The 25,226-nt window shown below is 68.8% G+C and carries 25 protein-coding genes; 7 read left to right on the top strand and 18 right to left on the bottom strand.

Features of this window, described 5'->3' with window-relative positions; genetic code table 11:
• Positions 1 to 123 precede the first annotated feature (123 nt).
• Positions 124 to 1,962 (top strand): asparagine synthase (glutamine-hydrolyzing), encoded by a 1,839-nt coding sequence (gene asnB / locus FHR84_RS21295; RefSeq protein ID WP_179537335.1) that lies wholly within the window; start codon positions 124 to 126, stop codon positions 1,960 to 1,962.
• 62 nt (positions 1,963 to 2,024) lie between these two features.
• Here the strand turns inward: asnB and mutM are convergent, their stop codons facing one another.
• From mutM to FHR84_RS21320, 5 genes are all read right to left on the bottom strand, one after another.
• Positions 2,025 to 2,939, bottom strand: a complete 915-nt coding sequence (gene mutM, locus FHR84_RS21300) for a bifunctional DNA-formamidopyrimidine glycosylase/DNA-(apurinic or apyrimidinic site) lyase (RefSeq protein WP_179537336.1) — start codon at positions 2,937 to 2,939, stop codon at positions 2,025 to 2,027.
• Between the two features lie 54 nt (positions 2,940 to 2,993).
• Positions 2,994 to 3,758, bottom strand: a complete 765-nt coding sequence (gene rnc, locus FHR84_RS21305; protein ID WP_179537337.1) for a ribonuclease III — start codon at positions 3,756 to 3,758, stop codon at positions 2,994 to 2,996.
• A 12-nt stretch (positions 3,759 to 3,770) separates the two neighbouring features.
• Positions 3,771 to 3,953: a 50S ribosomal protein L32 gene (gene rpmF / locus FHR84_RS21310; protein WP_092523022.1), complete on the bottom strand. Its 183-nt coding sequence runs from the start codon at positions 3,951 to 3,953 to the stop codon at positions 3,771 to 3,773.
• 2 nt (positions 3,954 to 3,955) lie between these two features.
• Positions 3,956 to 4,483, bottom strand: a complete 528-nt coding sequence (locus FHR84_RS21315; protein WP_343075371.1) for a YceD family protein — start codon at positions 4,481 to 4,483, stop codon at positions 3,956 to 3,958.
• Between the two features lie 305 nt (positions 4,484 to 4,788).
• Positions 4,789 to 5,532, bottom strand: coding sequence for a DivIVA domain-containing protein (locus FHR84_RS21320; RefSeq protein WP_179537339.1), 744 nt, complete (start codon positions 5,530 to 5,532; stop codon positions 4,789 to 4,791).
• Positions 5,533 to 5,832: 300 nt separating this feature from the next.
• Here FHR84_RS21320 and FHR84_RS21325 point away from each other — a divergent pair, with 300 nt between their 5' ends.
• The gene (locus tag FHR84_RS21325; protein ID WP_179537340.1) at positions 5,833 to 6,873 is read left to right on the top strand and encodes a potassium channel family protein; all 1,041 of its coding nucleotides are present in this window, start codon (positions 5,833 to 5,835) and stop codon (positions 6,871 to 6,873) included.
• 80 nt (positions 6,874 to 6,953) lie between these two features.
• On the opposite strand, the gene FHR84_RS21330 is transcribed toward FHR84_RS21325, so the two are convergent.
• From FHR84_RS21330 to FHR84_RS21360, 8 genes are all read right to left on the bottom strand, one after another.
• Positions 6,954 to 7,397, bottom strand: a complete 444-nt coding sequence (locus tag FHR84_RS21330; RefSeq protein WP_179537341.1) for a guanyl-specific ribonuclease — start codon at positions 7,395 to 7,397, stop codon at positions 6,954 to 6,956.
• 302 nt (positions 7,398 to 7,699) lie between these two features.
• Positions 7,700 to 7,831 carry a hypothetical protein gene (locus FHR84_RS23030; RefSeq protein ID WP_281361449.1) on the bottom strand — a complete coding sequence of 44 codons (132 nt, stop codon included), beginning with the start codon at positions 7,829 to 7,831 and terminating at the stop codon, positions 7,700 to 7,702.
• Positions 7,832 to 7,899: 68 nt separating this feature from the next.
• On the bottom strand, positions 7,900 to 8,385 hold the full coding sequence (gene coaD / locus FHR84_RS21335; protein WP_026152207.1) for a pantetheine-phosphate adenylyltransferase: 486 nt from the start codon (positions 8,383 to 8,385) through the stop codon (positions 7,900 to 7,902).
• 128 nt (positions 8,386 to 8,513) lie between these two features.
• A complete protein-coding gene (rsmD, locus tag FHR84_RS21340) occupies positions 8,514 to 9,077 on the bottom strand; it encodes a 16S rRNA (guanine(966)-N(2))-methyltransferase RsmD (protein ID WP_179537342.1) in 564 nt (187 codons plus the stop codon).
• Positions 9,078 to 9,263: 186 nt separating this feature from the next.
• Complete coding sequence (locus FHR84_RS21345) at positions 9,264 to 12,641, bottom strand: pyruvate carboxylase (protein ID WP_179537343.1); 3,378 nt, start codon at positions 12,639 to 12,641, stop codon at positions 9,264 to 9,266.
• A 273-nt stretch (positions 12,642 to 12,914) separates the two neighbouring features.
• A complete protein-coding gene (locus tag FHR84_RS21350; protein ID WP_179537344.1) occupies positions 12,915 to 13,082 on the bottom strand; it encodes a hypothetical protein in 168 nt (55 codons plus the stop codon).
• Positions 13,083 to 13,454: 372 nt separating this feature from the next.
• Complete coding sequence (gene recG / locus FHR84_RS21355) at positions 13,455 to 15,644, bottom strand: ATP-dependent DNA helicase RecG (RefSeq protein WP_179537345.1); 2,190 nt, start codon at positions 15,642 to 15,644, stop codon at positions 13,455 to 13,457.
• Positions 15,645 to 15,870: 226 nt separating this feature from the next.
• A complete protein-coding gene (locus FHR84_RS21360) occupies positions 15,871 to 17,511 on the bottom strand; it encodes a DAK2 domain-containing protein (protein WP_179537346.1) in 1,641 nt (546 codons plus the stop codon).
• Between the two features lie 330 nt (positions 17,512 to 17,841).
• On the opposite strand from FHR84_RS21360, the gene rpmB reads away from it, so the two are divergent.
• Complete coding sequence (rpmB, locus tag FHR84_RS21365) at positions 17,842 to 18,033, top strand: 50S ribosomal protein L28 (RefSeq protein WP_017973995.1); 192 nt, start codon at positions 17,842 to 17,844, stop codon at positions 18,031 to 18,033.
• Positions 18,034 to 18,209: 176 nt separating this feature from the next.
• Here rpmB and FHR84_RS21370 read toward each other — a convergent pair whose 3' ends face one another.
• Both FHR84_RS21370 and FHR84_RS21375 read right to left on the bottom strand, forming a co-directional pair.
• Positions 18,210 to 18,887 carry a uracil-DNA glycosylase gene (locus tag FHR84_RS21370; RefSeq protein WP_179537347.1) on the bottom strand — a complete coding sequence of 226 codons (678 nt, stop codon included), beginning with the start codon at positions 18,885 to 18,887 and terminating at the stop codon, positions 18,210 to 18,212.
• Positions 18,888 to 18,985: 98 nt separating this feature from the next.
• Positions 18,986 to 19,951 carry a thiamine-phosphate kinase gene (locus FHR84_RS21375; RefSeq protein WP_179537348.1) on the bottom strand — a complete coding sequence of 322 codons (966 nt, stop codon included), beginning with the start codon at positions 19,949 to 19,951 and terminating at the stop codon, positions 18,986 to 18,988.
• A gap of 100 nt (positions 19,952 to 20,051) precedes the next feature.
• On the opposite strand from FHR84_RS21375, the gene FHR84_RS21380 reads away from it, so the two are divergent.
• Positions 20,052 to 20,285: an Lrp/AsnC ligand binding domain-containing protein gene (locus tag FHR84_RS21380; protein ID WP_017973992.1), complete on the top strand. Its 234-nt coding sequence runs from the start codon at positions 20,052 to 20,054 to the stop codon at positions 20,283 to 20,285.
• Positions 20,286 to 20,376: 91 nt separating this feature from the next.
• Positions 20,377 to 20,967 (top strand): DUF3515 domain-containing protein, encoded by a 591-nt coding sequence (locus FHR84_RS21385; RefSeq protein WP_343075372.1) that lies wholly within the window; start codon positions 20,377 to 20,379, stop codon positions 20,965 to 20,967.
• Positions 20,968 to 21,137: 170 nt separating this feature from the next.
• On the opposite strand, the gene FHR84_RS21390 is transcribed toward FHR84_RS21385, so the two are convergent.
• Together FHR84_RS21390 and FHR84_RS21395 are read right to left on the bottom strand one after the other, a co-directional pair.
• Positions 21,138 to 22,229, bottom strand: coding sequence for a D-alanine--D-alanine ligase family protein (locus tag FHR84_RS21390; protein ID WP_179537349.1), 1,092 nt, complete (start codon positions 22,227 to 22,229; stop codon positions 21,138 to 21,140).
• Positions 22,230 to 22,275: 46 nt separating this feature from the next.
• Positions 22,276 to 23,688: an aminotransferase-like domain-containing protein gene (locus FHR84_RS21395; RefSeq protein WP_179537350.1), complete on the bottom strand. Its 1,413-nt coding sequence runs from the start codon at positions 23,686 to 23,688 to the stop codon at positions 22,276 to 22,278.
• 166 nt (positions 23,689 to 23,854) lie between these two features.
• Here FHR84_RS21395 and FHR84_RS21400 point away from each other — a divergent pair, with 166 nt between their 5' ends.
• Positions 23,855 to 24,277: a GNAT family N-acetyltransferase gene (locus FHR84_RS21400; RefSeq protein ID WP_179537351.1), complete on the top strand. Its 423-nt coding sequence runs from the start codon at positions 23,855 to 23,857 to the stop codon at positions 24,275 to 24,277.
• Positions 24,278 to 24,348: 71 nt separating this feature from the next.
• Positions 24,349 to 24,546, top strand: a complete 198-nt coding sequence (locus tag FHR84_RS21405; protein ID WP_179537352.1) for a hypothetical protein — start codon at positions 24,349 to 24,351, stop codon at positions 24,544 to 24,546.
• A gap of 87 nt (positions 24,547 to 24,633) precedes the next feature.
• Here FHR84_RS21405 and FHR84_RS21410 read toward each other — a convergent pair whose 3' ends face one another.
• Positions 24,634 to 25,071 (bottom strand): cysteine dioxygenase, encoded by a 438-nt coding sequence (locus FHR84_RS21410; RefSeq protein WP_343075373.1) that lies wholly within the window; start codon positions 25,069 to 25,071, stop codon positions 24,634 to 24,636.
• Positions 25,072 to 25,226: the final 155 nt, after the last annotated feature.

A 25,226-nucleotide genomic window follows, 5' to 3' on the forward strand; every position in this document is an offset into this window, starting at 1 on the left:
GGAAACCCGCGACGACATGCACCAAGCCCTCCTCCAACTCGCCCACTGCATGATCCTCGCCCGCAAACACCCCGCATTCTGAAAGCACCCCTAAGGAAATATTCCCTGCGGACGGAGCGCACCATGTGCGGTATCTGCGGCTGGGTGGACTTCCGGGGCCACCTGGACCAACAACGCGAAACCCTCGACGCCATGTGCGAGACCATGGCCTGCCGGGGCCCCGACGCCGGGGGAACGAGCTTCCACCGCAATGCGGCCCTGGCACACCGCAGGCTGGCGATCATCGACCTCCCCGGGGGGAACCAGCCCATGACCACCGAGACCCCCGACGGGAAGGTCTCCCTGGTCTACAGCGGCGAAACCTACAACTTCACCGAGCTGCGCAGCGAGCTGCGCACCCGTGGACACCGCTTCGACACCGACAGCGACACCGAAGTGGTGCTGAACGGCTACCTCGAATGGGGCGAGGGCGTGGCCGAGCGGCTCAACGGCATGTACGCCTTCGCCATCTGGGACGCGAGGTCGGACAAGCTCGTCCTGATCAGGGACAGAATGGGCATCAAACCGCTGTACTACTACCCGACCGAGCACGGCGTGCTGTTCGGCTCCGAACCGAAGGCCATACTGGCCAACCCGCTGGCCGAGAAGGTCGTCGGCACCGACGGTCTGCGCGAGATGTTCGCCATGACCAAGAAACCGGGGCACGCGGTCTGGTCGGGCATGGCCGAGGTGGAGCCGGGTACCGTGCTGACCGTCGACCGCGACGGCACACACCAGCACACCTACTGGAAGCTCGAGGCCCGGGAGCACACCGCCGACGCGGCGGAGACCAGCGAGCACGTTCGCGAGCTGCTCGACGACATCGTCGCCCGCCAGCTGATCTCGGACGTCCCGCGCTGTGTGCTGTTGTCCGGAGGACTCGATTCGAGTGTCATAACCGCGCTCGCGGCCAAGCAGCTCGAGTCGTCCGGAGAGCGGGTTCGCAGCTTCGCGGTGGACTTCCTGGGACAGACCGAGAACTTCGTCGCCGACTCGCTGCGGGACACACCCGACGGTCCCTACGTGCACGACGTCGCCCAGCACGTGGACTCGCAGCATCGGGACATCGTGCTGGATCCCCGGACACTGGCCGATCCGGCCGTACGGCGCGCGGCGGTCGGCGCACGGGACATCCCGCTCGGCCTGGGCGACATGGACAACTCGCTGTACCTGTTGTTCAAGTCCATTCGTGAGCACTCCACGGTCGCCCTGTCCGGCGAGTCGGCGGACGAGATCTTCGGGGGCTACAAGTGGTTCTTCGACCAGCGGGCCCGCGAGGCGGACACCTTCCCGTGGCTGGCCGCGCTCGGAGAGGAGCACCCCGGCGGGGAGAGCGTGCTGGACCCCTCCCTGGCCAAGACTCTCGACCTGCCCGAGTACGTCGACGCGGAGTACCGGAACGCCGTGCGCGACCTCCCGGAGCTCGCCGGGGAGAGCTCGTTCGAACGCAAGATGCGCGAGATGAACCACCTGCACCTGACCCGGTTCGTCCGCATGCTCCTGGACCGCAAGGACCGGATGAGCATGGCCGTGGGACTCGAGGTCCGCGTGCCGTTCTGCGACCACCGGCTGGTGGAGTACGTGTTCAACGCGCCCTGGTCACTCAAGACCCACGACGGCAGGGAGAAGAGCCTGCTGCGGCGGGCCACGTCCGACGTGCTGCCGCGCTCGGTTTCCGAAAGGGTGAAGAGTCCCTACCCGTCCACCCAGGACCCGAACTACGCGGCCGAACTGCAACGCCAGTCCAAGGAGCTGCTCACCGCGAACGACCCCGCGGTCGACCTGCTCAACGGGGATTGGCTCAGGAAGGTCGTGGATCAGCCGGCCGAACAGGTGGACACGAACATGCGCAACTCGCTCGAACGCCTGCTGGACGTCTCGATCTGGATGCAGCAGCACAACCCGACGATCAAGGTCCAGTAGCACTTCGCCCTCCCGGCGGCGGGCCCGGCTCCGAGGGGTCGGGCCCGCCGCCGGGTCCCGTCTCACCAGTGCGGTGCGGCGGGAAGGGGCTGGCAACCGGGGCAGGAGTACGCCGAACGCTTCATGAACACGTCCCTGCGAATCGCGGCACCACAGCGCGAACAGGGTGAACCGGTTCGTCCGTACACCGCCAACGAACGACCGAAGTAGCCGGACCGCCCGTTGACGTTCACGTAGAGCGCGTCGAAGGAGGTTCCGCCCGCGTCGAGGGCGTCCCGCATGACCTCGCCGACGGCCTCCAGCAGGGCACTCCCGTCCTCACGAGCGAGTTTCCCCGTGGACTGTGCCCAGTGCAGCCCGGCCCGCCAGAGCGCCTCGTCCGCGTAGATGTTGCCGACCCCGGAAACCAGGCTCTGGTCGAGCAGCGCCCGCTTGATCCCGGTCCTGCGGGAGCGTATGAGCTCGACCACGGCGTCCCTGTCGAACGCGGGTTCCATGGGGTCGGCGGCTATGTGCCCGATGGGGTCGGGAACGAGGGCTCCGCTGGACCGCACGAGATCGGTGAGGCTCAAACCGCCGAAAGTGCGCTGATCGACGAAGCGGAGCTCGGGGCCGCCGTCGTCGAATACGAATCTGACTCGCAGGTGTTTCTCGTCCGGCGCCGAGGGAGGCTGCACCAGCAACTGGCCGCTCATCCCGAGATGCGCGAGCACCGCCTGTTCCGAACGGGCCGACTCACCCTCGGGGCGGGAGACCTCCGTGGAACGCGCTTCCCCCAGGTCCAACCACAGGTACTTCCCCCGCCTGCGGACGTCCAGGAACACGCGCCCGCTCAACTCGGACTCGAAGTGCTCCGCTCCGCGATCGTGCTTGCGCACGGCACGCGGATGCAGCACTTCGACCTTCGAGAGAGCACGGCCACGCACGTACTCGACCAGACCGCTACGGATTACCTCGACTTCGGGTAGTTCGGGCACCCGACCATCCTCGAACACGCCTCGCGGAACACGTGCACGGGGCCACCCGTGGAGTCACTCCTCGGAAGTGGAGCCACCCGAATCCGCGGAACCACTGTTGAGCTGTTCGGAAAGGGCCCGCCAAGCCGTCTGCGCGGCCTTCTGCTCCGCGTCCTTCTTCGTACCGCCGTCCCCCTGGCCGAAGACCTCACCGTTGATGACGGCGTAGGCGCTGAACTCCTTGCGGTGATCCGGGCCCTGTTCCTCGACACGGTAGTCGGGAACCCCGAGACCGGCCGAGGCGGTCAGTTCCTGCAGACTCGTCTTCCAGTCGAGGCCCGCACCGAGCATCGGAGCCTCGGTGAGCAACGAATCGAACAGCCGGTGAATCACCCGGCTGGCCGTTTCCACTCCGTGCTGCAGATAAACAGCACCGAGAACGGCCTCGAGCGAGTCGGCCAGGATGCTGGCCTTGTCCCGACCTCCGGTCAGTTCCTCCCCGCGTCCGAGCAACAAGTACTGGCCGAGTCCGCCCTCGCCCAGTTCACGAGCCACTCCGGCGAGAGCGTGCATGTTGACCACGCTCGCCCGCAGCTTCGCGAGCTGCCCTTCCGGCAGGTCCGGATGATCCCGGTAGAGACGATCGGTAACGACCAGCCCGAGCACGGCGTCACCGAGGAACTCCAGCCGCTCGTTGGGTTCGAGGCCACCGTTCTCGTACGCGTACGAGCGGTGCGTCAGAGCAAGCGTGAGCATCTCGGCGTCGAAGTCGACGCCGAGTGCCTCAACCAACGAAGACCGGTCCGACGTGCGGCCTCGGGACTGCTGCTTTCCCCCCACGGCCGACGCCTATCAGGCAGGGCTGACGATCTGACGACCGCCGTACTGTCCGCAAGAGGGGCAGACCACGTGCGGCGGCTTCTTCTCACTGCAAGCCCGGTTGGGGCACGCCACCAGTGTCGGCGCGGACGCCTTCCACTGCGAACGACGCGTACGGGTGTTCGACCGGGAAACCTTGTGCTTGGGGACAGCCACGACTACTTCTCCTCCTCGGTCCCACCGAACCGCTCACGCAACGCGGCCCAGCGAGGGTCAATCGTCTCATGATGGTGCTCCGGGTCGAGCTCGACCCACTTGGCACCGCATCCGGGACACAGCCCCGGACAATCCGGCGAGCACAGCGGAGCGGTGGACAACGACGTCAGCACCGTATCCCGAACCACCGGTTCGAGATCGATCAGATCACCGGAAACACGGCTGACCTCGTCCTCATCGGTGCTGCTGTCGGTAGCGCTGTCCGGATAGGCGAACAACTCCCGAAACTCGACGTCGGCCTCCTCGGAAACCGGGTCGAGACACCGCGCGCACTCACCGCTGGCTTTCACCCTGACGGTACCGGATACCAGCACACCCTCGACCACTGCCTCCAGCAGCAGATCGAGTTCGAGTGGCTCACCCTCGGGCACCCGGATCATATCGAGACCGAAACCGGCGGGAGCCGGAGGGTGGAGGGTGTAGCTGCGGCTGCTGCCCGGACTACGACCGAACTCGCGAGTATCGATCACCCAGGGGCTGTCCCCGGAAGGCTGCGCAACTTCTTGTTTCTGAGACATCTGTGGTTTCGGCTCGGCATTCCACGGTTGACGGGCCTGCACACCCGACCGGAAGGTTCACGCCACCGGCCGCCCGCCGCAACGGACCCCGACGAACGAACGGCAGCGCATCACGTGATCGTACTTCGCGGCTCTGGCGCGCCGACGAGTACGGAACCAGGCAGGCCACCCTCTCCAGGCTACGCGACCACCGGAACGAGGACGAAACCGCGCCGAGGAGCCCCGCCCCTCGGAGCGGAACCGCGCGGCCGGGGCTCTCAGTGCTCGCCCGCGGGCGAACCGTTCTCCGAGGGCTGCCACTCCTCGTAGTCGAACGGCGCGCTGATGGGGCGACGCAGCTGCTGCCTGCCCTTCCCCACGGTACGCAGCGTCCGACCGAGCAACTCCTCGAAATCGGCCAACCGCGAGTCGACGTAGGCGTCGCAGTCACCGCGCAAACGCTCCGCCTCCTCCTTGGCCTCCTCGACCAGACGCCTGGCCTCGTGCTGGGACTGCTGCACCACCTCGGTCTCGGAAACCAACCGCGCCTGCTCCGAACGCCCCTCGTGGAGCGACTGGTCGTAGGCGGCACGCCCCGCCTGGACCATTCGGTCGGACTCGGACTGCGCTCTGGCCACGTACTCCTCGTACTCACGCCGCGCGTTGTTGATGGTCTGCTCGGCCTCGGAACGAGCCTGCGCGATGATCTCGTCGGCACGCTCCCGCGCGTCGGCGAGCATCTTCTCCGCCTCGGCACGCGCCTCGGAGGAGGTCTTGTCGGCCTCCGAACGCGCGCTGCTCAAACTCTGATCGGCCTCTGTCTTGGCCTTGTTGACCAGTTCGTCCCGGTGATCGAGCACGTCCTGAGCATCGTCGAGCTCGGAGGGGTACGAATCCCGCACCTCGTCGAGCAGCTCCAGGACGTCGCCACGCGGCACGACGCATCCAGAGGTCATCGGAACACTTCGCGCTTCCTCAACGATCGTGACGAGCTCGTCGAGCGCCTCGAACACCCGGTACACGTCGATCTCCCTGCAGTTGTGTTCACCCGAAGGATACTTGCCCGGCCGGGTCAGCTTCTCAGAGCAAGCGGCACCTGTCGTGGATCACCCCGGAACCGGGCGTTTCGAACCGGTCACCGCGGGTTCCGACTCGCGATCCAGTCTGCCCGGCTGAGCAGCCGGTACGCGGGATATGGGACACCGCGTGTCCACGGTCCGCGGGTATCGTCCCCTCCCGGGCCGGAACGCGCCGAAGGCCACGCGCCCGGCCCACGGCATCGCAACTCTCCCCGATGAGGACCGCTGATCCCGGAGGTCGGCTTGTACACCGTGCTGTTCCGCCTGCTGCAGCGCTTCGTCGGCATTCGTTCGTGGGCCACCCCCGCCGTCGTGATCGTCTTCGTGTTCTTCACGAGCTGGCCGCTGATGGCACTGTTCGAACCCGCCGACAGCGCGCTCGTTCGGCCGGCCAACTACTGGTGGTGGTTCCTGGTCACCACGTCCACCGTGGGCTACGGGGACTTCTATCCGGAGACCACCGGAGGGCACATCGTCGGCGTGTACGTGATCGTCGGAGGGATCGCGACGTTGACGACCCTGTTCACGCATCTGGCGACGAAACTGGAAACGGCTAGGGGCAAGCGAATGAGCGGGACCGCCACGCTGCACGTGTCCGGACACGTGCTGATGCTGGGATATCACTCGGGGCGCAGTGAACGCATCCTCGACGAACTGCTGGCCGACGGACGTCACTCGGTCGTGCTCGCCGCCTGGGACGAAGTGGACAGGAACCCCGTGCCGGACCGCGGTATCGGCTTCGTCCGCGGTGACATCAGCACCGACGAAGTGCTGCACCGAGCGGGACTGCAACGAGCCCGTTCGGTCCTCATCGACGCCCACGACGACAACGAGGCACTCGCCATAGCCGTCACCGTCGACCACGTCAATCCCGAGCTGGCCCCCGTGGTCGCCCTGCGGGACATGAGCAGGGCCGAGCACCTGCGCTACGTGAACAGCTCCATCAGGTGCGTCCAGTGGCACACCCCGCAGATGATCACCGAGGAGCTGCTGGACCCCGGGATCACCCAGGTCTACGCCGAACTCGCCACCCACGGCGGTGGGAACACCTACTCGTGCCGGCTGCCCGACTCGCTCGACAGGGCGACCTACGGCGAGTGCCAGGTCGCCCTGGGCAGGCGGTACGGCGCGACGGTACTGGCCGTCCGCACCCAGAACGACCTGTTGATCAGCCCGTCGTGGGAAACCCGGCTACCCGCGGGCAGCACGCTGTACTACATCGCCAGGCAACGGGTCTCCCCGGACAGGATCGCCCGCGCGATCCGCGAGGAGGAGAACGCGTGACCGCCCCGCTCCCACCGCGGGGAGCGGCGGTGGGAGCACCGTTCCCGCGCGGAGGAACCGGTCGTCGAACGACCCGCTGCTCAGGAGTTGATGTCGGTGAGCCGGAAACTCTCGTAGTGGTCGTCGGTGTAGAAGTACTCGCCCTCGGAGCCGACCACGAAGCGCCGGGCACCCCTGTGATCGACTCCCGGGGTGTCGACGGTGTACTCGTGGTAGTAGCCCTCCGAGCAGTCGGGCAGAATGCCTTCCCAGTTGTGGAAGACCCCGCCGTCCTCGGGGTACGGGTAGGGCCCTCCCTGCTGGATCAACCGCACGGTGTCGGTCGCCTCGGGAGGAAGATCGGACAGTGCGACCCGTTCGAAACCGGAGGTGTTGCCGCACTCGGCGGGCAGGGCGGCCGAGCTCCCCACCGAGTGCGACGGGGCGGGCTCCGCCGAGGCGACCGTGGCGGGAACCAGCAGTCCCAGCACGGCGAACAGACCGGCCAGCAACGCCTTCGGGGTTTTCGCAGTGTGTTCGCGCATGATCGCCACGTTAAATCCGACACGTGGCCGCGGGCTAGCGTTTCCGTTAATCCCCGGTGGCGAGCTGTTCCACGCTGAGGCAACGGGAACCGCTCCACTGATCGCCCGATGGACGACGTGGGCGGCGAAGTGAGCTTCCGCCGCGCGACGCCGACCCGAACCAGCTGCTGATCGTCGCGGAGCGGGCGGGGAGATCGTCGGCCCCCTGCAGCCGAGCCTGATCGCGGGCCTGGCGCACCTCGGCACCGAACGGGCCCGGCTCGAGGCGGTTCGGGTGCGTTCGGACCTGCGCGGCCCGGAGCTCAGAACGCATGCGCGAACCGGCGATCTCCGCGGCGCGGCAGCGCGGTGCCGGACAGCTCCAGCCGACCTCCGAGCGCGGCCGCGCCGACGCGCACCGCCTCCACGAGGGACTCGGGTTCAGAGCCGCTCACGCGGGCACGAAGATGCTCCGGACCGGCTCCTCCCGCCCCTTCGCCGCGCGACGCCGCGGAGGCCGGCCTCACTCGGCCGTTTCGGCCAACCGGTCCAGCAAGCGCCGCTCGATCTTGGGGGGAAGCAGGTTGGACACGTCGCCGCCGTAGGTGGCCACCTCCTTGACCAGGGAGCTGGCCAGGAAGCTGTACAGCGGGTTGGTCGACATGAAAAGCGTCTCGACTCCCGAGAGCCGCTGGTTCATCTGAGCCATCTGCAACTCGTAGTCGAAGTCGCTGACGGCGCGCAGTCCCTTGACGATGGCGCCGATACCGTTCGCCTTGCAGTAGTCCACCAGCAGACCGTGCCAGGAATCCACGACCACGTTCGGCCACGGCTTGCTGACCTCGCGCAGCATCTCGATTCGCTCGTCGACGTCGAACAGGCTCTTCTTGCTCTTGTTCACGAGGACGGCGACGGTCACCTCGTCGAACAGACCGGCAGCTCGCTCGATTATGTCCAAATGGCCATTGGTGACCGGATCATAAGAGCCTGGACAGACGGCACGCCTCATGAGCGGCAACTTAGCAGTATCCTCCGGAGGGACTCAGGTCGAGGTGGCGTGATTCACCGCGCCCGCCGGGCAGCATCCCGGTGCCCGGCGGCTCGGGCGAGTGCTCACCTGCGCGGACGTCGCGGCCTTCACTGCCGCACGACGTGTTCGGCCCAGTACACGGCCGCGTCGCCGTAACGCTTGCTCCGCAGCGGTTCCAGCCCTCGCGGCCACTCCGGAGCCGGGGTGTTCCAGAACCTCTCGACTATGACCAGCCCGTCCGTGCTCAACCACTGGTTGAGCACCAGCGCCGTCCAGCACTCGTCCAGCTCGGCAGGGTCCATCGCGAAGGGCGGATCGGCGAAAACCAGGTCATAGGGTTCACGTGGTGTGCCGGACAACACCGAACGCACCGGGGCCTGGCGCACTTCGAAGGAGTCGAACCCCAGCCCCGCCGCGTTGCGGCGCAGCACTGCGGCGGCCTTCCGGTCCGACTCGACGAACGTGGTGTGCGCAGCCCCCCGGGACAGGGCCTCGAAGCCGAATCCGCCGGACCCGGAGAACAGGTCCAGCACGCGCATGCCGGACAGATCGGTCATCGCCTCTAGCGCGCTGAACAAGGCCTCCCGCACCCGTTCGGTGACTGGCCTCGTCCCGCGCTGCGGAACCTCGATCCGACGTCCACCGGCGCTTCCCGCAACGATTCTGGTCACCGCTCCATCCTCGCCCATTCGGGCGTACCGCGAACACGGAGGGTGGGCCGCGAGGACGACACGCGCTCCCGGCCGGTCCGCCGACCCGCTTCGTCCCTCCGGTCGGGCCCCTCCGGGGAGGGGCCGGGCAGCGGTTCCCGCACCGACCGCCCGGCCACCCGCACGGAGTCGCTCGGGAAGAGCCGTTCAGCCGAGCTCGATGATCAGGTCACCGCCTTCGACCTGTTGGATCGAGCCGATCGCCACGCGTTTGACCGTCCCGCTCCGCTGCGCGGTGATCGCGGCCTCCATCTTCATCGCCTCGATCGTGGCGACCGTCTGCCCGCTCTCGACCGCGTCGCCCTCGGAGGCGGACAGCGTGACCACTCCGGAGAACGGGGCCGCCACGTGGTCGGGGTTCGTGCGCTCGGCCTTCTCCGCCACGGGCAGTTCGGAGGCGACCGACCTGTCCCGAACCTGGATCGGACGCATCTGACCGTTCAGGATCGCCATGACGGTGCGCACGCCGCGTTCGTCGGCCTCGCTGATGGCCTCCACCCCGATCAGCAGCCGCACGCCCTGGTCCAGGTCCACCGCGTACTCCTCGCCGGGACGCAGACCGTAGAAGAAGTCCTTGCTGCTCAGCAGCGAGGTGTCGCCGTAGGCGTGGCGGTGTTCGGCGAAGTTCTTGGTCGGTTTGGCGAACAGCAAGCGGTTCAACGTGGCGCGCCGCTCCGTGACCAGGCCCTTGCGGTCCTCCTCGGAGAGGTCGACCAGGTGCCTTCCCTCGGAGCGCCCCTGCAGCGCACGGGTGCGGAACGGCTCCGGCCACCCCGCGGGCGGATCCCCGAGCTCGCCCTGCAGGAATCCGATGACCGAGTCCGGGATGTCGAACTTGTGCGGCTCGGCCTCGAACTCGGCCGGATCCACACCGGCACCCACCAGGTGCAGCGCGAGATCGCCGACCACCTTCGAGGAGGGGGTCACCTTGACCAGCCGCCCCAGCATCCGGTCCGCCGCGGCGTACATCGCCTCGATCTCCTCGAACTTGTCGCCGAGTCCGAGAGCGACGGCCTGGGTGCGCAGATTGGACAGCTGTCCACCGGGGATCTCGTGCCGGTAGACGCGTCCGGTGGGAGCGGCGAGCCCCGCCTCGAAGGGCTTGTAGATCTTGCGGACCGACTCCCAGTAGGGCTCCAGGTCGCAGACGGAGTCCAGGTCGAGCCCGGTTTCCCGCTCGGTGTGGTCCGTGGCCGCCACGATCGAGGAGAGAGCGGGCTGCGAGGTGGTTCCGGCCAGCGAGGCGGAGGCGCCGTCCACCGCGTCCACTCCGGCCCCGATCGCGGCGTGGTAGGTCGCCAGCTGTCCGCCGGGGGTGTCGTGGGTGTGCAGGTGCACGGGCAGGTCGAACTCGCTCCGCAGGGCGGAGACGAGCCGTTCGGCGGCCGGTGGCCGCAACAGCCCGGCCATGTCCTTGATGGCCAGCACGTGCGCCCCCGCCTCGACGATCCGTTCCGCCAGGCGCAGGTAGTAGTCCAGCGTGTACACCTGCTCGTCCGGATCGGACAGATCACCCGTGTAGCAGAGCGCCACTTCGGCGACCGAACGGCCGGTGTTCCGGACGGCCTCGATCGCCGGACGCATCTGTTCGACGTCGTTGAGCGCGTCGAAGATGCGGAAGATGTCGATCCCGGTGTCGGTGGCCTCCGCGACGAAGTGCTCGGTCACCTCGGTGGGATAGGGCGTGTATCCGACGGTGTTGCGTCCGCGCAGCAACATCTGCAGGCAGATGTTCGGCACGGCGGCCCGGAGCGCGGCCAGCCGCTCCCAGGGGTCCTCGGCCAGAAAGCGCAGCGCCACGTCGTAGGTCGCCCCGCCCCAGCACTCCAGGGACAGCATCTCCGGGGTGGTGCGGGCCACGTGCGGCGCGACCGCGGTGAGGTCCTTGGTGCGCACCCGGGTGGCCAGCAGGGACTGGTGCGCGTCCCTGAAGGTGGTCTCGGTGACCCCGACCGCGTCGGATTCGCGCAGCCACTTCGCGAACCCTTCCGGCCCCAGCCGGTCCAGCCTGTCCTTCGACCCGGCCGGCGGCGGAGTCCCGAGGTCGGCGGAGGGCAGCTTCTCCCGCGGCTCGGGCGTGGCGGGACGCTCTCCGTAGGGACGGTTGACGGTCACATCGGCGAGATAGCTCAGCAACCGGGTTCCCCGGTCGGCCGAGTGGCGCGCCGTCAGCAGCTGCGGGCGCTCGTCGATGAAGGATGTGGTGATCCTTCCCGCGCCGAAGTCGGGATCGTCGAGCACGGCCTGCAGGAAGGGGATGTTCGTGGCGACCCCTCGGATGCGGAACTCGGCCACGGCACGCCGCGCCCGTGCCACGGCCGTCCCGAAGTCGCGTCCGCGGCAGGTGAGTTTCACCAGCATCGAGTCGAAGTGGGCGCTGACGCTGGTCCCCGCGAAGGAGGTTCCCCCGTCCAGCCGGACTCCCGCGCCTCCGGGTGAGCGGTAGGCGCTGATCATCCCGGTGTCCGGCCGGAAACCGTTGGCCGGGTCCTCGGTGGTGATTCGGCACTGCAGAGCGGCACCGCGCAGCCCGATGTTGTCCTGGGACATGCCGAGTTCGCCGAGCGTTTCCCCCGCCGCGATGCGCACCTGGGACTGGACCAGGTCGGCGTCGGTCACTTCCTCGGTGACCGTGTGCTCCACCTGGATGCGCGGGTTCATCTCGATGAAGACGTGGTTTCCGTTCTCGTCGACGAGGAACTCCACGGTGCCCGCGTTGGCGTAGCCGATCTGTTCGGCGAACGCGACGGCGTCGGCGCAGATCCGCTCGCGCAGGTCCGGATCCAGGCTCGGGGCCGGCGCGATCTCGATGACCTTCTGGTGCCTGCGCTGCAGCGAGCAGTCGCGCTCGTAGAGGTGTACGACGTTGCCCGTCGAGTCCGCGAGGATCTGCACCTCGATGTGGCGCGGGTTGACCACGGCCTGTTCCAGGAAGACCGTGGGATCGCCGAAGGCCGACTCCGCCTCGCGCATCGCCGCTTCGAGGGCCTCGCGCAGGGAGTCGAGCTCGTTGACCCTGCGCATACCACGACCGCCGCCCCCGGCCACGGCTTTGACGAACACGGGGAAGGTCATGTCCGCCGCTGTTGCCAGCAGCTCGTCGATGTGGCTGGACGGGGCCGAGGACTCCAGCACCGGAACTCCCGCGGAGCGGGCGGCCTGGACGGCGCTGGCCTTGTTCCCGGTGAGCTGGAGGATCTCGTGCGAGGGGCCGATGAACGTGATGCCCGCCTGCTGGCACGCCTCGGCGAGGTCGGGGTTCTCGGAGAGAAAGCCGTAACCGGGGTAGATCGCATCGGCACCGGCCGTTCTGGCCGCCCGGATGATTTCCTCGACGGACAGGTAGGCGCGGACCGGGTGTCCCGGTTCGCCGATCTCGTAGGACTCGTCCGCCTTGAGCCGGTGCAGTGAGTTGCGATCCTCGTGGGGGAACACGGCGACGGTTTTCGCGCCGAGTTCGTATCCGGCGCGGAACGCGCGGATCGCGATCTCGCCGCGGTTGGCGACGAGGACCTTGCGGAACATGCCGGCTACCTCCTGGGGCAGGTGTCGGATCGCCTGCGAACACTACCCCGAAAATTCTCCTCTTCGGGAGCTCCTCCCGCGTGATGGAACTCATGATCACCCAGTGAGGCGCGGGTGACCTGCTCGTTCGAAAGTTCACGACAAGGATCGACCAAAAGAAATAATACAAAATTTCACGAAAGTGGCTTCCGGGTGATTTTTTCTTTCGGTCAGGCGGTACCCCTCCCCGCCGGAGGCCTTGACCGACCTCACCCGCACCCCGCATGACGAGTGTCACACACGGCACAGCACCTCGCCGTGCAGCAGGACGAGCCAGCCGTCCGGATGGCTCGCCCGCTCCCGCCACGCCTCGGGGATCTCCCCCAGCTCCTCCGGGGTGGCGTGCCCACCGTCGACCGCCTGCTCCGCGGTCCGCGAGTCCGTGACGCGTTCGGCCCGCACTTCCCGTCAGGCACGTTCCTCGGGGGTCACGTGGCACCACACCGAGTTGTCCACAACACGCCAGTACTGCGAACGGACCACGCCCTCCGCGTGCCCCTTCCCGCATTCCGCTTCGCCGGATCCCACGGGGAGAGCCAGGCCGTTCTTCCCACTGTGTGCAAAATTTTCCTCACGAAACGGGAGACTCTCGATGGGAACGGGCAACGAGTGACGGTGAACAACGCTGATCAGCGCGACGACGACAGCCGTCGAACAGCCCACGAACGGGAAACGCGTTCCTCCGGGGCGTCGAACGAGGTGAGGCGAGGAGGCGAAACCCCCGTGAGCACCTGACCGATGTTTTCCGGCCGGAGGGGCGAACGAGACCCCAGGTCAGGCCTTCTCCAGGAAGTCGGCCCGCTCCTCGGCCACCAGATCGGCGACCATCGCGGCCAGCCCCGGGTACGAGTTCAGTTCGGGATCCTCCCGGACGAACTCCTCCGCCTCCGCCCTCGCCCGAGCGATCAGCTCCTCGTCGTGCACCAGGGACAGCACACGCAGCGTGGACTTCTTGCCGGACTGCGCCGCCCCGAGCACGTCACCCTCCCTGCGCTGCTGCAGGTCCAGTCGAGCCAGTTCGAACCCGTCCGTCGTGGACGCGACCGCTTCGAGCCGGTTCCGCGCCGGTGTCTGCGACACGGCCTCGCTGACCAGCAAGCACAGCCCCGGGGAAGCGCCACGTCCGACCCTGCCCCGCAGCTGGTGCAGCTGACTCGTGCCGAAGCGGTCCGCGTCCATGATCACCATCATCGTGGCGTTCGGGACGTCCACCCCGACCTCCACGACGGTCGTGGCGACCAGAACGTCGATCTCGGCCGCGGCGAAGCTGCGCATGACCGAGTCCTTGTCCTCGGAGGCGAGCCTGCCGTGCAGCGCACCGATCCGGAGTCCCTCCAAGGGGCCGCCCCTCAACTCCTCGGCGAGTTCCAGGACCGCGACGGGAGACCGCTGCTCGCCGTCCTCCCCGCTCGTGGTCTCCTCCCGAGAGCCCGAGTTCGACTCGTCCCCCACCCTCGAACAGACGACGTAGACCTGGTGGCCCGCGTCGACCTCCTCGCGAACGCGCTGCCAGGCGCGTTCCAACCAGGCCGGCTTCTCGGCGGTGGGCACCACCGTGGTGCTGATCGGGGAACGCCCGTTGGGCAACTCGCGCAGCGCGGACGTGCGCAGATCCCCGAAAACCGTCATGGCCACCGTGCGCGGTATGGGAGTGGCCGTCATCACCAGCAAGTGAGGGCAGCTTCGCTCCCCGGCACGAACGCGCAACGCGTCCCGCTGCTCGACGCCGAACCTGTGCTGCTCGTCCACCACCACCATCCCGAGATCCGCGAACGAGACCCCGTCCTGGATCAGGGCGTGCGTACCGACGACTACGCCCGCGGCACCGGAGGCAACGTCCAGCAGAGCCTGTTTGCGCTGCGCCGCGGAAAGCGATCCGGTCAACAGGGTGACCTTCGTCGCCCGGTCGGACGCCCCCAGCTCACCGGCTCCGGCGAACTCACCCAGCAGCTCCCGCAGGGAGCGCGCGTGCTGGGCCGCCAGCACCTCGGTGGGGGCGAGCATCGCCGCCTGCCTTCCCGAATCGATCACCTGCAGCATCGCCCGGAGCGCGACGACGGTCTTGCCCGAACCGACCTCGCCCTGCACCAGTCGGTTCATCGGGTGCTCGTGGGCCAGGTCCTCCGCGATCCGCTCCCCCACCTCGAGCTGTCCCGCGGTCAGCGTGAAGGGCAGGTCGGCCTCGAAGGCCGCGCCCAATCCGTCCTGCCTGCGCGGACAGGCCGGGGCCGGGCGCGTGCCGCGCTGCTCGCGCGACTGCGCCAGCGACAACTGCACCCCCAGGGCCTCGTCCCACTTCAGCCGGTGCTTGGCCCGTTCCACCTGGGCGAGGTCCTCCGGCTGGTGAATCCGGCGCAACGCCTCGTCCAACCCGAGCGCGTCGATCCGCTCGCGCAACGACTCGGGCAGCGGATCCACGACCCCGTCCCAGCCGCTCAGGACCTGATCGACACAACGCGCCAGCGACCACGAGGGGACCCCCTGGGAAGCCGGGTAAACCGGGATGAGCGCGCCGGCGAACTCCCGCGCGGCACCCTGCTCGTCGGAGTCCTCGTCCTCGGTGAACAGCTGGTACTCGGGATGCGCCAGTTGCAACTCGCTGCGGTAGGCGGTCACCTTGCCCGCGAACATCCCTCTCCGGCCGGGCAGCAACTCCCGCTCACGCCAAGCCTGGTTGAAGAACGTGCAGGACATGGAACGCGTGCCGTCGGTGATGCGCGCCTGCAGGATCGTCCCCTTCCGCGAGCGCATCCTGCGCTTGCTGACGCGTTCCACCCGGGCGAGCACCGTGGCGTGCTCCCCGGTCTCCAGTCCGCCGATCGGAGTGAGCTCACCGCGCTCGGCGTAACGCCGTGGGTAGTGCCGCAGCAGGTCGCCCACTGTGGTCATACCGAATGCGCCGTTCAGCGCCTTGGCCGTTTTGGCCCCGAGCACTCGGTCGAGTTCGCTGTCCCAGCCGGTCATCGCTTCACCAGTCGCGCCACGGCGGTGTGGTCGCTGTTCGTCGACATCGGGCGAGCCGTCCGCACCGCCGTTGCCCGCGCCTTCCCTCGCCCGGAAGAGCTCACCCCTCCCGGAAGCGCGGGCACACCCGTGGCCGAAGGACTCGGGGGTCAAGTTATCCGACCCCTCCGACGGCCCCGTTCCGGGTCGGCTCCACGCACGCGACCCGCTCACGCGGACGGGACAGTCACTCCACACCCAGCATCAGCTCGGTGGAGGACTCCCCACAGGGGTAGCAGGTCAGCTCCACCTCGGGATGGGTGCGCCGCAGGTGCTCGGCCAGGCTCTCGGGCAACGCCGCCGGGGCGTGCTCCGGCACGAGCGCCGTCACCAACTCACCACCGGCCGAGAGCATGCGGTCGGCGAGGTCGCGAGCGGCTTTCGCGCGGTCGCTGCCGATCAGCACGACCTCGCCGTCGAGCATCCCGAGCAGATCACCTCCACGACAGCGCCCCGCCCACGTGAGCGCCTCCCCCGAAGCCACGACCAGTTCACCGCGCCGCGTCGCCGCGGCCGCCTCCGCGAGGGCGACCGTGTCCTCCGCGGTACGCCTCTCCGGGTCGTGCACGGCCAGCGCGGCCAGCCCCTGGACGGGGGCGGCGGTCGGGATCACCACGGCGTCGATGCCCGCCCGAACGGCCGCGGCCGCGGCGTTGTCGGCCTCCTCCACGAGCCGCTCGTCGTTGGGCAGCAACAGTACGTCCCGCCGGCCGGTCCCCAGGACCGCTTCCAGCATCTCCCGTGCGCCGGGATGTTCCGCACCGTCGATCGTGAGGACCCCGGCCCCTTCCGCGCGGAACAGCTCCGCCAGTTCGGTTCCACGAACGATCGCGAGCACCGCTCGCCCGGCCGGGACGGAGCCCTCCGCTCCGTACTGCTGGACGTCTCCCCGGCCACGTCCCTCGTCGAGCTGATCGGCGAAACGGGTGACCCGAATTCCGTGGACCCGCCCGACCTCGACCCCGGACTCGATCGCGGCACCGATGTCATCGCAGTGCACATGCACTGCCCAGGTAGTTCCCCCGGCGTCTCGCCCGTCCTCGCCCGCATCCGCGACGGAGACGCAGTCACCGATGCCGACCAACCGTTCGCGCAGTTCACGGGCGACGGAGAAGGGCGCCCCCGACAACAGGTACATGACCTCGTAGTCGTAGCCGGAGTCGTGTCGCGGGAACGGCGCGCCCTCCCCGGCCGGTTCCTCCGGAACCTCGGGGACGAGCCGCTGACCGTCGCAGACGACGGCGTACAGCGCGTCCAGTATCAACACCACGCCGCGCCCACCCGCGTCCACCACACCGGCCGAGGCCAGTTCGGGACGCTGCGCCGTCGTGGCGCTCAGGGCCGTGACGGCCGCGAACGTGGCGGCGTGCACGGCGTCGGGAAGCTCCGCCTGCTCGCGGCAGGCACCGGCTGCCGCCCGCAGAACCGTGAGCATGGTCCCTTCCGCCGGTTCGGCGACCGCACCCGCGGCCAGCTCGCATCCGCGTTCCAACGCACCCCCGAAGCACCGTCCGGACATGCGCTGCCCCGCACCCGCGTGCTGGGCCATGCCGCGCAGCATCTGCGACAGCAGCAGCCCCGAATTGCCCGCGGCGCCGTGCAGCGCTCCCTCGGAGAGCGCGGTCAGCACGACGTGCGCCTCCGCCGCGCGCACGCGATCGGCCGCTTCCAGCGCGGAACGCATGGTCTGCAGCAGGTTCGTACCGGTGTCGTTGTCCGCGACCGGGTACACGTTGATGCGATCGATCGCCGCGCGGTTCGCTGTCAACGCGAGCACGGAGACCTCGCCCCACCTGCGTGCGGCGGATCCGTCCAGCGCATGCAGCACGGTTCCTCCAAAGACTCGGCCACCTCGCCGCGAGTGCCGTCGAGAATAGCCCCCGCCTCGGAAAGACCCCGCAAGGGCGCGGCACCCGAGGTGAGCGCGGCCTGTCACACTCGGTGGGTTAGACTGTGGCGGTTCCCGGAGGTCGTGTACCGATTCACCGGGTCGGTGGGTGCCGCCGGAAGAGCGGTGCACAGGCACGCAGTCACCCCTGGGTGGACGGCTTCACCAACGTGGGGTCGCCGCGTGGCCTCTCAGCGCTGTCACCGCACGAGCATGGCCCGCGCCGGGCGGCGCGGGGTGGACATTCGAGCGAAGTTAGGGGTGTCTGACGTGGCTGCCGTCTGCGACGTCTGCAACAAGGGACCGGGTTTCGGTATGGCTGTCTCGCACTCGCATCGGCGTACCAAGCGCCGGTGGAACCCGAACATCCAGACCGTACGCGCCAAGGTCAGCTCGACCCAGCGCAAGCGGCTGAATGTGTGCACCTCCTGCCTGAAGGCGGGCAAGGTCGCACGTGGCTGAGTCGGCCCTGCCAGCCGACGGGTCCCCGTGACCCTACGAACGCTCGGCCGGACGATCCCGGCCGAGCGTTCGTGTTCGAAGGGCGATCCGCACCACGGAGTGCGCGAAAACGAAAAACCGGGGCGAGCTCCCGCGTGGAACTCGTCCCCGGCGAGGTCATCCTCCCGACCGAACGATCAGGACAGTTTCCAGTCGATCGGTTCCGCGCCGCGCTCGCGCAGCATCTCGTTCGTCCTGCTGAAGGGGCGCGAGCCGAAAAAGCCGCGGTCCGCCGACATCGGGCTCGGGTGGGGCGACTCGACGCATCCCACACCGGGCATCAGTTGGCGCAGGCTCCGAGCGTCCCTTCCCCACAGGATCGCCACCATCGGCTGGGAGCGTTGGGCCAGAGCCCTGATGGCCTGGTCCGTGATCACCTCCCAACCCTTGCCGCGGTGCGAGGCCGACTTGCCCGGCTGCACCGTGAGCACGCGGTTCAACAGCAGCACACCGCGTTCGGCCCACGGGGTCAGGTCACCGTTCGACGGCTGCGGAAGCCCGAGATCGTCGCTGTACTCCCGGAAGATGTTGGTCAAACTCCGCGGAACCGGGTCGACGTCCGGAGCGACCGAGAAACTCAACCCCACGGGATGTCCCGGCGTGGGATACGGATCCTGGCCGACTATGAGCACCCGCACGTCCTCGAACGGTTGCTGAAACGCGCGCAGCACGTGCTCTCCCGCAGGCAAGTACTCGCGCCCCGCGGCGACTTCCGAACGCAGAAAGTCACCCATAGTGGCTATCTGGTCCGCCACCGGCGCGAGCGCTTCGGCCCAGCCTGGTTCCACAATCTCATTCAACGGGCTCCTGGTCACGGACCATGACCCTAGCTACCGCCTTGATCAACGATGCCGACCCCCTGACCGGACGAGCGTGTGGTGCTCACGGCCCGGTCCGCTCCGCGATGCCCGGATCACTGTCTCCAGTGCTGCCAGCCGGACTGCTGTTCGTACTCGGCTCCGTCCACGGTCACTCCCGTTCCCTCGCCTGTCCGGCCCACAGCACGCCACCCCGCGGGGACGGCCCCCTCGGGGAAGGTCGCCACCAGGGCCTGGTCCTCCCCTCCGGTCAGCACCCACTGCCACGGGTTCGCCCCGAGTGCGGAGGCGACCTCCGAGAGCCGCTGGGGCACCTCCAACCAGTCGGTGCGCACGTCGACGGAGACCCCGGAGGACTCGGCGATGTGGCCGAGATCGGCCAGCAGCCCGTCCGACACGTCGATCATCGAGGTGGCCCCTGCCTCCGCCGCCTCCGGCCCAGCCGAGTAGGGCGGTTCGGGCACCCGGTGCGCCCCGACCACGGCCAGGGGGGAGCGGAAACCGCGGGCGAGCACTGCCAGCCCCGCCGCCGACCACCCCAACCTGCCCGCACAGGCCACGACGTCCCCCGGGGCGGCCCCGCTCCTCGTGACGGGGGGACGCCCCTGGAGATCGCCCAGCGCGGTCACGGAGATCGTCAGGGTCGGCGAGGTCGCCATGTCGCCACCGGCCAGGTCGATCCCGACCGTTTCGGCCTCCTCCCACATGCCCGCCGCCAGACCGTCGACCAGCTCGGCGGAGGCATCGGGCGCGCACCCCAGCCCGACGAGCAGACCGGTGGGCACCGCGCCCATGGCCGCTATGTCGGAGAGGTTCACCGCCACCGCCTTGCGTCCCACCTGATGTGGGCTGGACCAGTCCAGCCGGAAGTGCACGTCCTGAACGAGGACGTCGGTGGTGGCCACCACCCGGTTGTCCGGCGCCGAGAGAACGGCCGCATCGTCCCCCGGCCCGAGCAGTGTGTTCCTCGCCCGAGAACCGCCTTCGGTGACCCGCCGAATGAGGCCGAACTCACCGAGCTCGGAGACGGTCCGCCCGTCCTGTCTCTGCTCGGGATCCAATGGACCTTCCTTTCCTGAGCGTCAGCTCGGGACAATGCGGTAACTTGCCCGTTTAGTTTCCTATGCCGGGCGCACTCGACCAGACGAAGGGGCGATCCTCGTGGTTCAGGCTTACATCCTCATCCAGACCGAAGTCGGCAAAGCCGCCGCCGTCGCCGGTGAGATCTCCGGCGGCACCGGCATCATCAGCGCCGAGGACGTTACGGGGCCGTACGACGTCATCGTGCGTGCCGAGGCCGAGAACGTGGACCAGCTGGGAAAGATGGTGGTGGCCAACATCCAGAACGTCGAGGGGATCACCCGCACACTCACCTGTCCCGTCGTGCACCTCTGAGCGGTGCTTTCCGCTCTCCCCCTCCGTGGGGACCGCCTGGCGGGCCGGACCCGTTGCGGCGGCGGAACCAGTCCGTGCTGTAGTTGGTGACGTGCAGAAACAATCCGGTTCAGGAGGCCTGCCCAAGGGTGTGCTGATCGTGGCCGTCTCACTGGGTGTCCTGTTGGCGCTCGGGGTCGCCACCCTCGGCGTGCTCCGCGGAGGGACCACGTCCGAAACGGGACGGGCAGGCGCGGACACCTCGGCGAACAGCGCACGGGCCGGGAACGGACCGGTCGCCCTGCCCCCGGTCAAGGCGCCGGACGCCGAGTCCTCCGCGTGCCGGAAGGTCCTCGACGCCCTTCCCGACGAGCTGAGCGTCGACGACACTCCCGTACCGCGTCGCGAACTGGCCCGGCCCGCGCCTCCCGGAACCGTCGCGTGGGGGGATGCCGAGCACAACCCGATCACCGTGCGCTGCGGGATCACGGCTCCGGCCGAGTTGACGAAGACGTCCGAGCTGATGAACGTCTCCGGGGTCGACTGGTTGCCGATCAACAGCGGTGACGACACGAGCTGGATAGCGGTCGATCGCCCCGTGTACGTGGCGCTCTCCGCTTCGGAGACGATCGGTCTCGGGCCCGTGCAGAGGCTGTCCGAGACACTGCGCGGCACCCTTCCCAAGCAGGAGGTCTCCCCCTGACCGGTGTCTCTCGCCCTCTCCCGGCTCGGGTGGTCGCTGAGCGGAACCTCCGCGACCTCGCGAGCGGGCACCCCGGCATCGGGCAGGCACCTGCCGGTACGCCCCGCTCGGCTGCGCACTCCAGCCGCGGCGGGCGTTCCGGAAGCCCCTGCTCGGAGCGGTTCGCTCGCTCAGCGCAGACCGGTACCGCGCGCCAGCGCCGTGTCGATCAACGTGCTCAGCAGTTCGGAGTACTCGATCCCCGAATGGGCCCACATCCTCGGGTACAGCGAGATCGGGGTGAATCCCGGCATGGTGTTCACCTCGTTGACGATCACCCGGCCCTGCTCCGTGAGGAAGACGTCGACCCTGGCCAGGCCCTGGCAGTCCAACGCGCGGAAGGCCGTTACCGCTGCCTCGCGCAGTCGTTCCGTCTCCTCGTCGGAAGCCTTGGCGGGGATGTCGAACTCCGTGACGTCGTCGAGGTACTTCGACTCGAAGTCGTACCACCCGGTTCCACCGTCGACACGGAGTTCCGCGGGTTCGGAAGCGGCTACACGGCCGTCGGGGAACTCCAGCACGCCGCACTCGATCTCGCGGCCGGAAACGGCCGACTCGACTATCACCTTGGGATCGATCTTCCGTGCCTCGGCGACGGCCTCGTCGAGGTCGGCGAAGTCGGTCACCTTCGTGATCCCGAGCGAGGAACCGGCGCGGGCCGGTTTGACGAACACGGGCAGACCGAGCCGCTGCCTGCGTGACTCGTCCAGGGTCTCCTCGTCGCGCCGGAGCACCTCGTAGTCGCCCACGGCAAGCCCCTCGGCGGTGAGGAGTTTCTTCGCGAACTCCTTGTCCATGGCCACGGAACTCGCCAGCACCCCGGGACCCGCGTAGGGCAGCCCGGCCATCTCCAGCAGCCCCTGGATGGTGCCGTCCTCGCCGTAGGCACCGTGCAACATCGGCAGCACGACGTCGACCGCGGACAGCCCCTCCCCCACGCTGCCTGCCTGCAGGGAGATCAGTTCGTTGCGTACCGGGTCGGCGGGCAGCGTCAGGGCCGCACCGTCCGTGATCTCGGGCTCCTGCCTGTCCCGGATCCGCAGCTGCTCGGAGTCCTCCGGGCCCAGCACCCAGCTGCCTTCGCGGGTGATCCCCACCGGGACCACCTCGAAACGCTCCCGATCCAGATGGGCCAGCGCACTCCCCCCTGACACGCAGGAGATGCCGTGCTCGTTGTTCCGCCCGCCGAAAACGACGGCCACCCGGATCTTGCGTTCTGCCATACGCAGACGATACCTCTTCGGAACCGCTCACGCGGCGGGCGGCCGATCACTCCCCGCCCAGTTCCCGCACCAGCGTCGGAAGCGTCGCGCGCAGTTCCTCCCGGGAACACGCCGCGTAACCGAGCGCCACCCCGTACCACTGCTGCTCGAACCGATGGTGCCTGCTCAGGCCGTCGACCAGCACCCCACGGGCACGCAGTCTCGCCAGCACCTCGCGTTCGGAGTCGGCACCGCCCAGCGGGACCAGGATGTGCGCACCGGCCCGGTCGCCGGCCGATTCGATCCCCGCCCCGGCCAGGGTCGCCACGAGCAGTTCCCTGCGTCCGGAAAGCTCACGGCGCAGCCTGCGCAGATGCCGTCCCAGGTCCCCGTTCCTGGCGAGTTCGGTGAGCAACCACTGCCCCGCTGGCGCAGGCCGGGTCCCGGTCAGCTCGCGGTACTCCAGGATCGCCTGGCTCACCCACTCGGGGGCCAGCAGCCACCCCACTCCGAGGGTGGGGGTGAGGATCTTGCTGGTGGTCCCGAGGTGGACCACCACATCCGGTGCCATCGAGGCCAGCACCGGCAACGGGGACACGTCGTAGCGCAGTTCGCCGTCGTAGTCGTCCTCCACGATCAGCCAGCCCGCCGCACGGGCGCGTTCGATCAACGCGATCCGGCGTTGAGCGGGCAGCCTGCCACCGATCGGGTACTGGTGGGCCGGTGAGCAGTAGAGGGCGCTGACGTGCTCGGGAATGCTGTCCACCACGACTCCGGAGTAGTCCACCGGCGCGGGGACGACCTCGAGTCCGGAGGCGTGCAACGCTTCCACGGCACGCTGGTACCCCGGTTCCTCCACCGCCACCGCGGCTCCCCTCGGCAGCACGGAAGCGGCGAGCTCGGCCAGAGCGCTCGTGGTTCCCCCCGTGGCCAGCACCGAGTTCTCCGCGGGCCCCTCGACGACCAGTCCGCGGTGCCGAAGCAGGTGCTCCACCACGGCGGCACGGTACTCGGGGACGCCGGCGCGGTGGGGCAGGGTCGCCGGAGCGTTGTCCCCAGCGGCTCGCCAGGCACGCCGCCACGCGGCGCGGTCGATGCCTTCGGCCCAGGGCGCCCCCGGAGTCAACAACGTCCCCCGGAAGGAGGCCGACTCGTCCTCGTGCACCTCTCCGCCCCTGGAGACACCTTCGGCACCCGGCGGGGCCGCCGTCACATAGGTTCCGGAACCGTGACGGCCCGCTATCCATCCCTCGGCGTGCAGTTGCTCGTAGGCGGCCGCGGTGACCGTACGACTGACGGCCAGGTGCCGCGCCAGGGCACGCGTGGAAGGCAGTCGGTCACCACGGCGCAACTGCCCGCGCGTGGCCGCGAGCCGCAACGCGTCCGCGAGCTGCACGGCCAGGGGCCTGGGGCCCGTTCGATCGAGTTCGATCGCCAGCTCCAGCAGTGGGGAGGCCGGGCCGGGAATACTGGGTGGCATCTCGAAACACTCCCTGATTGGACCTTCAATACTGCCAGTTCGGGAGCGATCTTGAACGTGTGACCCACGGACACCCTGGCCGGGCCGAGCGCGGCACGGTGCCGCGCGGAGCCGGACGTCCCACCGGGTGTCCCCGTCCCGAACACGTCGGCGCACGGAGACCACTTTGAACGTACGGGAACTCGGGCGGGAGGAGCTCCGGAGAGCCTATCCGGTGCTGCGCGAGCTGCGCCCGCACCTGACCTCGGTAACGGCTTTCCTCGAGGCGTTGGAACCCCAGCTCGACCAGGGATACCGGCTGATCGGCGCACTCGCTGCCGACGACGAGGCCCGCGCGGTCCTCGGTTTCCGCGTGGCCGACTGCCTGGCCTGGGGACGGCATCTGTACATCGACGACCTGTGCACCCTTCCGAGCGCTCGCGGGAACGGCTACGCCACCCTCCTGCTGGAGTGGGTCGAGCACGAGGCCCTCCGGCTCGGAGCACGGCAGATCCACCTCGACTCGGGGCTGGGACGCCGTTCCGCGCACCGGCTCTACGCGAGTGCCGGGTTCACCACGCCCTCGCTGCACTTCGCCAAGAAGCTCTGAGCGGATTCCCTACTCCCGGAAGCGAGGAACGGCCGGGACCGGACGCGGCGCACCGAGCGAACGAGGAGGTGTTGCCGCCGCGCTGGCGCTCGACCGGTATCGGCGCGGCGTCCACGGCGTTCGTGGCACTGCACTCCACGCTGGGCCCCTGCTGCAAGCACGTTCCGGTCTTGGCCACCGACGCCATCCTGCTGGTGCGGCTGGCCGGACTGCTGGTGATCTCGGCGGTCCTGGTCGCCGCCAGCTCTTCCCACCCAGCACGCGACTGAGCACTCCGTCGGGAACAGGAGAGCCGGGAGAGGACTCCGACAGGAGTCCCCTGTCCCCTCGCGGGCTTCTCAGCGTCGGCCGGCCGTTCAGGAGGACGGGTTGACCGCGCGCCACGGCCGGTACACGTGGATGCTTATCGCCGGATCGGGGCCCTCGTTGTGCACCTGGTGGGCGTAGTTCGGACCGAAAACCCTGGACTGCCCCGCGACGAGGGTGTGCAGCGCCTCGGCCGGGTGGTGCCCCGAATCGGAGCGCACGGCTCGTTCGTTCAGCACACCGGAGACCACGGTGAAGGCCCCGTCGGCTCCGCCGTGGTCGTGCAGCTCGGTGTGCTGGCCCGGCAACCAGCTCAGTATCCAGACCTCGTAATCGGCGGTGCGGCGCAACAGCACGGCCCAGCGCCGCTCCCTGTCGTAGCGCACCAGATGTGCCCAGGAACGGCGGGTGTACGCCGTCTCGCGGGCGATTCGTACGGGATGCGCCCGAGCGAGGTCGGACGCGTTCGCGACAGTATTGGGTGGCACGGCGAACAACGGTTGAACAGTCCTTCGTGATCGAACGAGCGGAAAACGACACGCGACGGAAGCGATCAACGACCTTTTCGATCGCCGACCGGGAGAGCCTTCAGCACGACGGACACAACGCGCTGGCCACCAGGCGCAGTTCGACGTGGCGACGC

Origin of the sequence: Actinopolyspora biskrensis (assembly GCF_013408175.1) — a bacterium.
Taxonomy (GTDB): domain Bacteria; phylum Actinomycetota; class Actinomycetes; order Mycobacteriales; family Pseudonocardiaceae; genus Actinopolyspora; species Actinopolyspora biskrensis.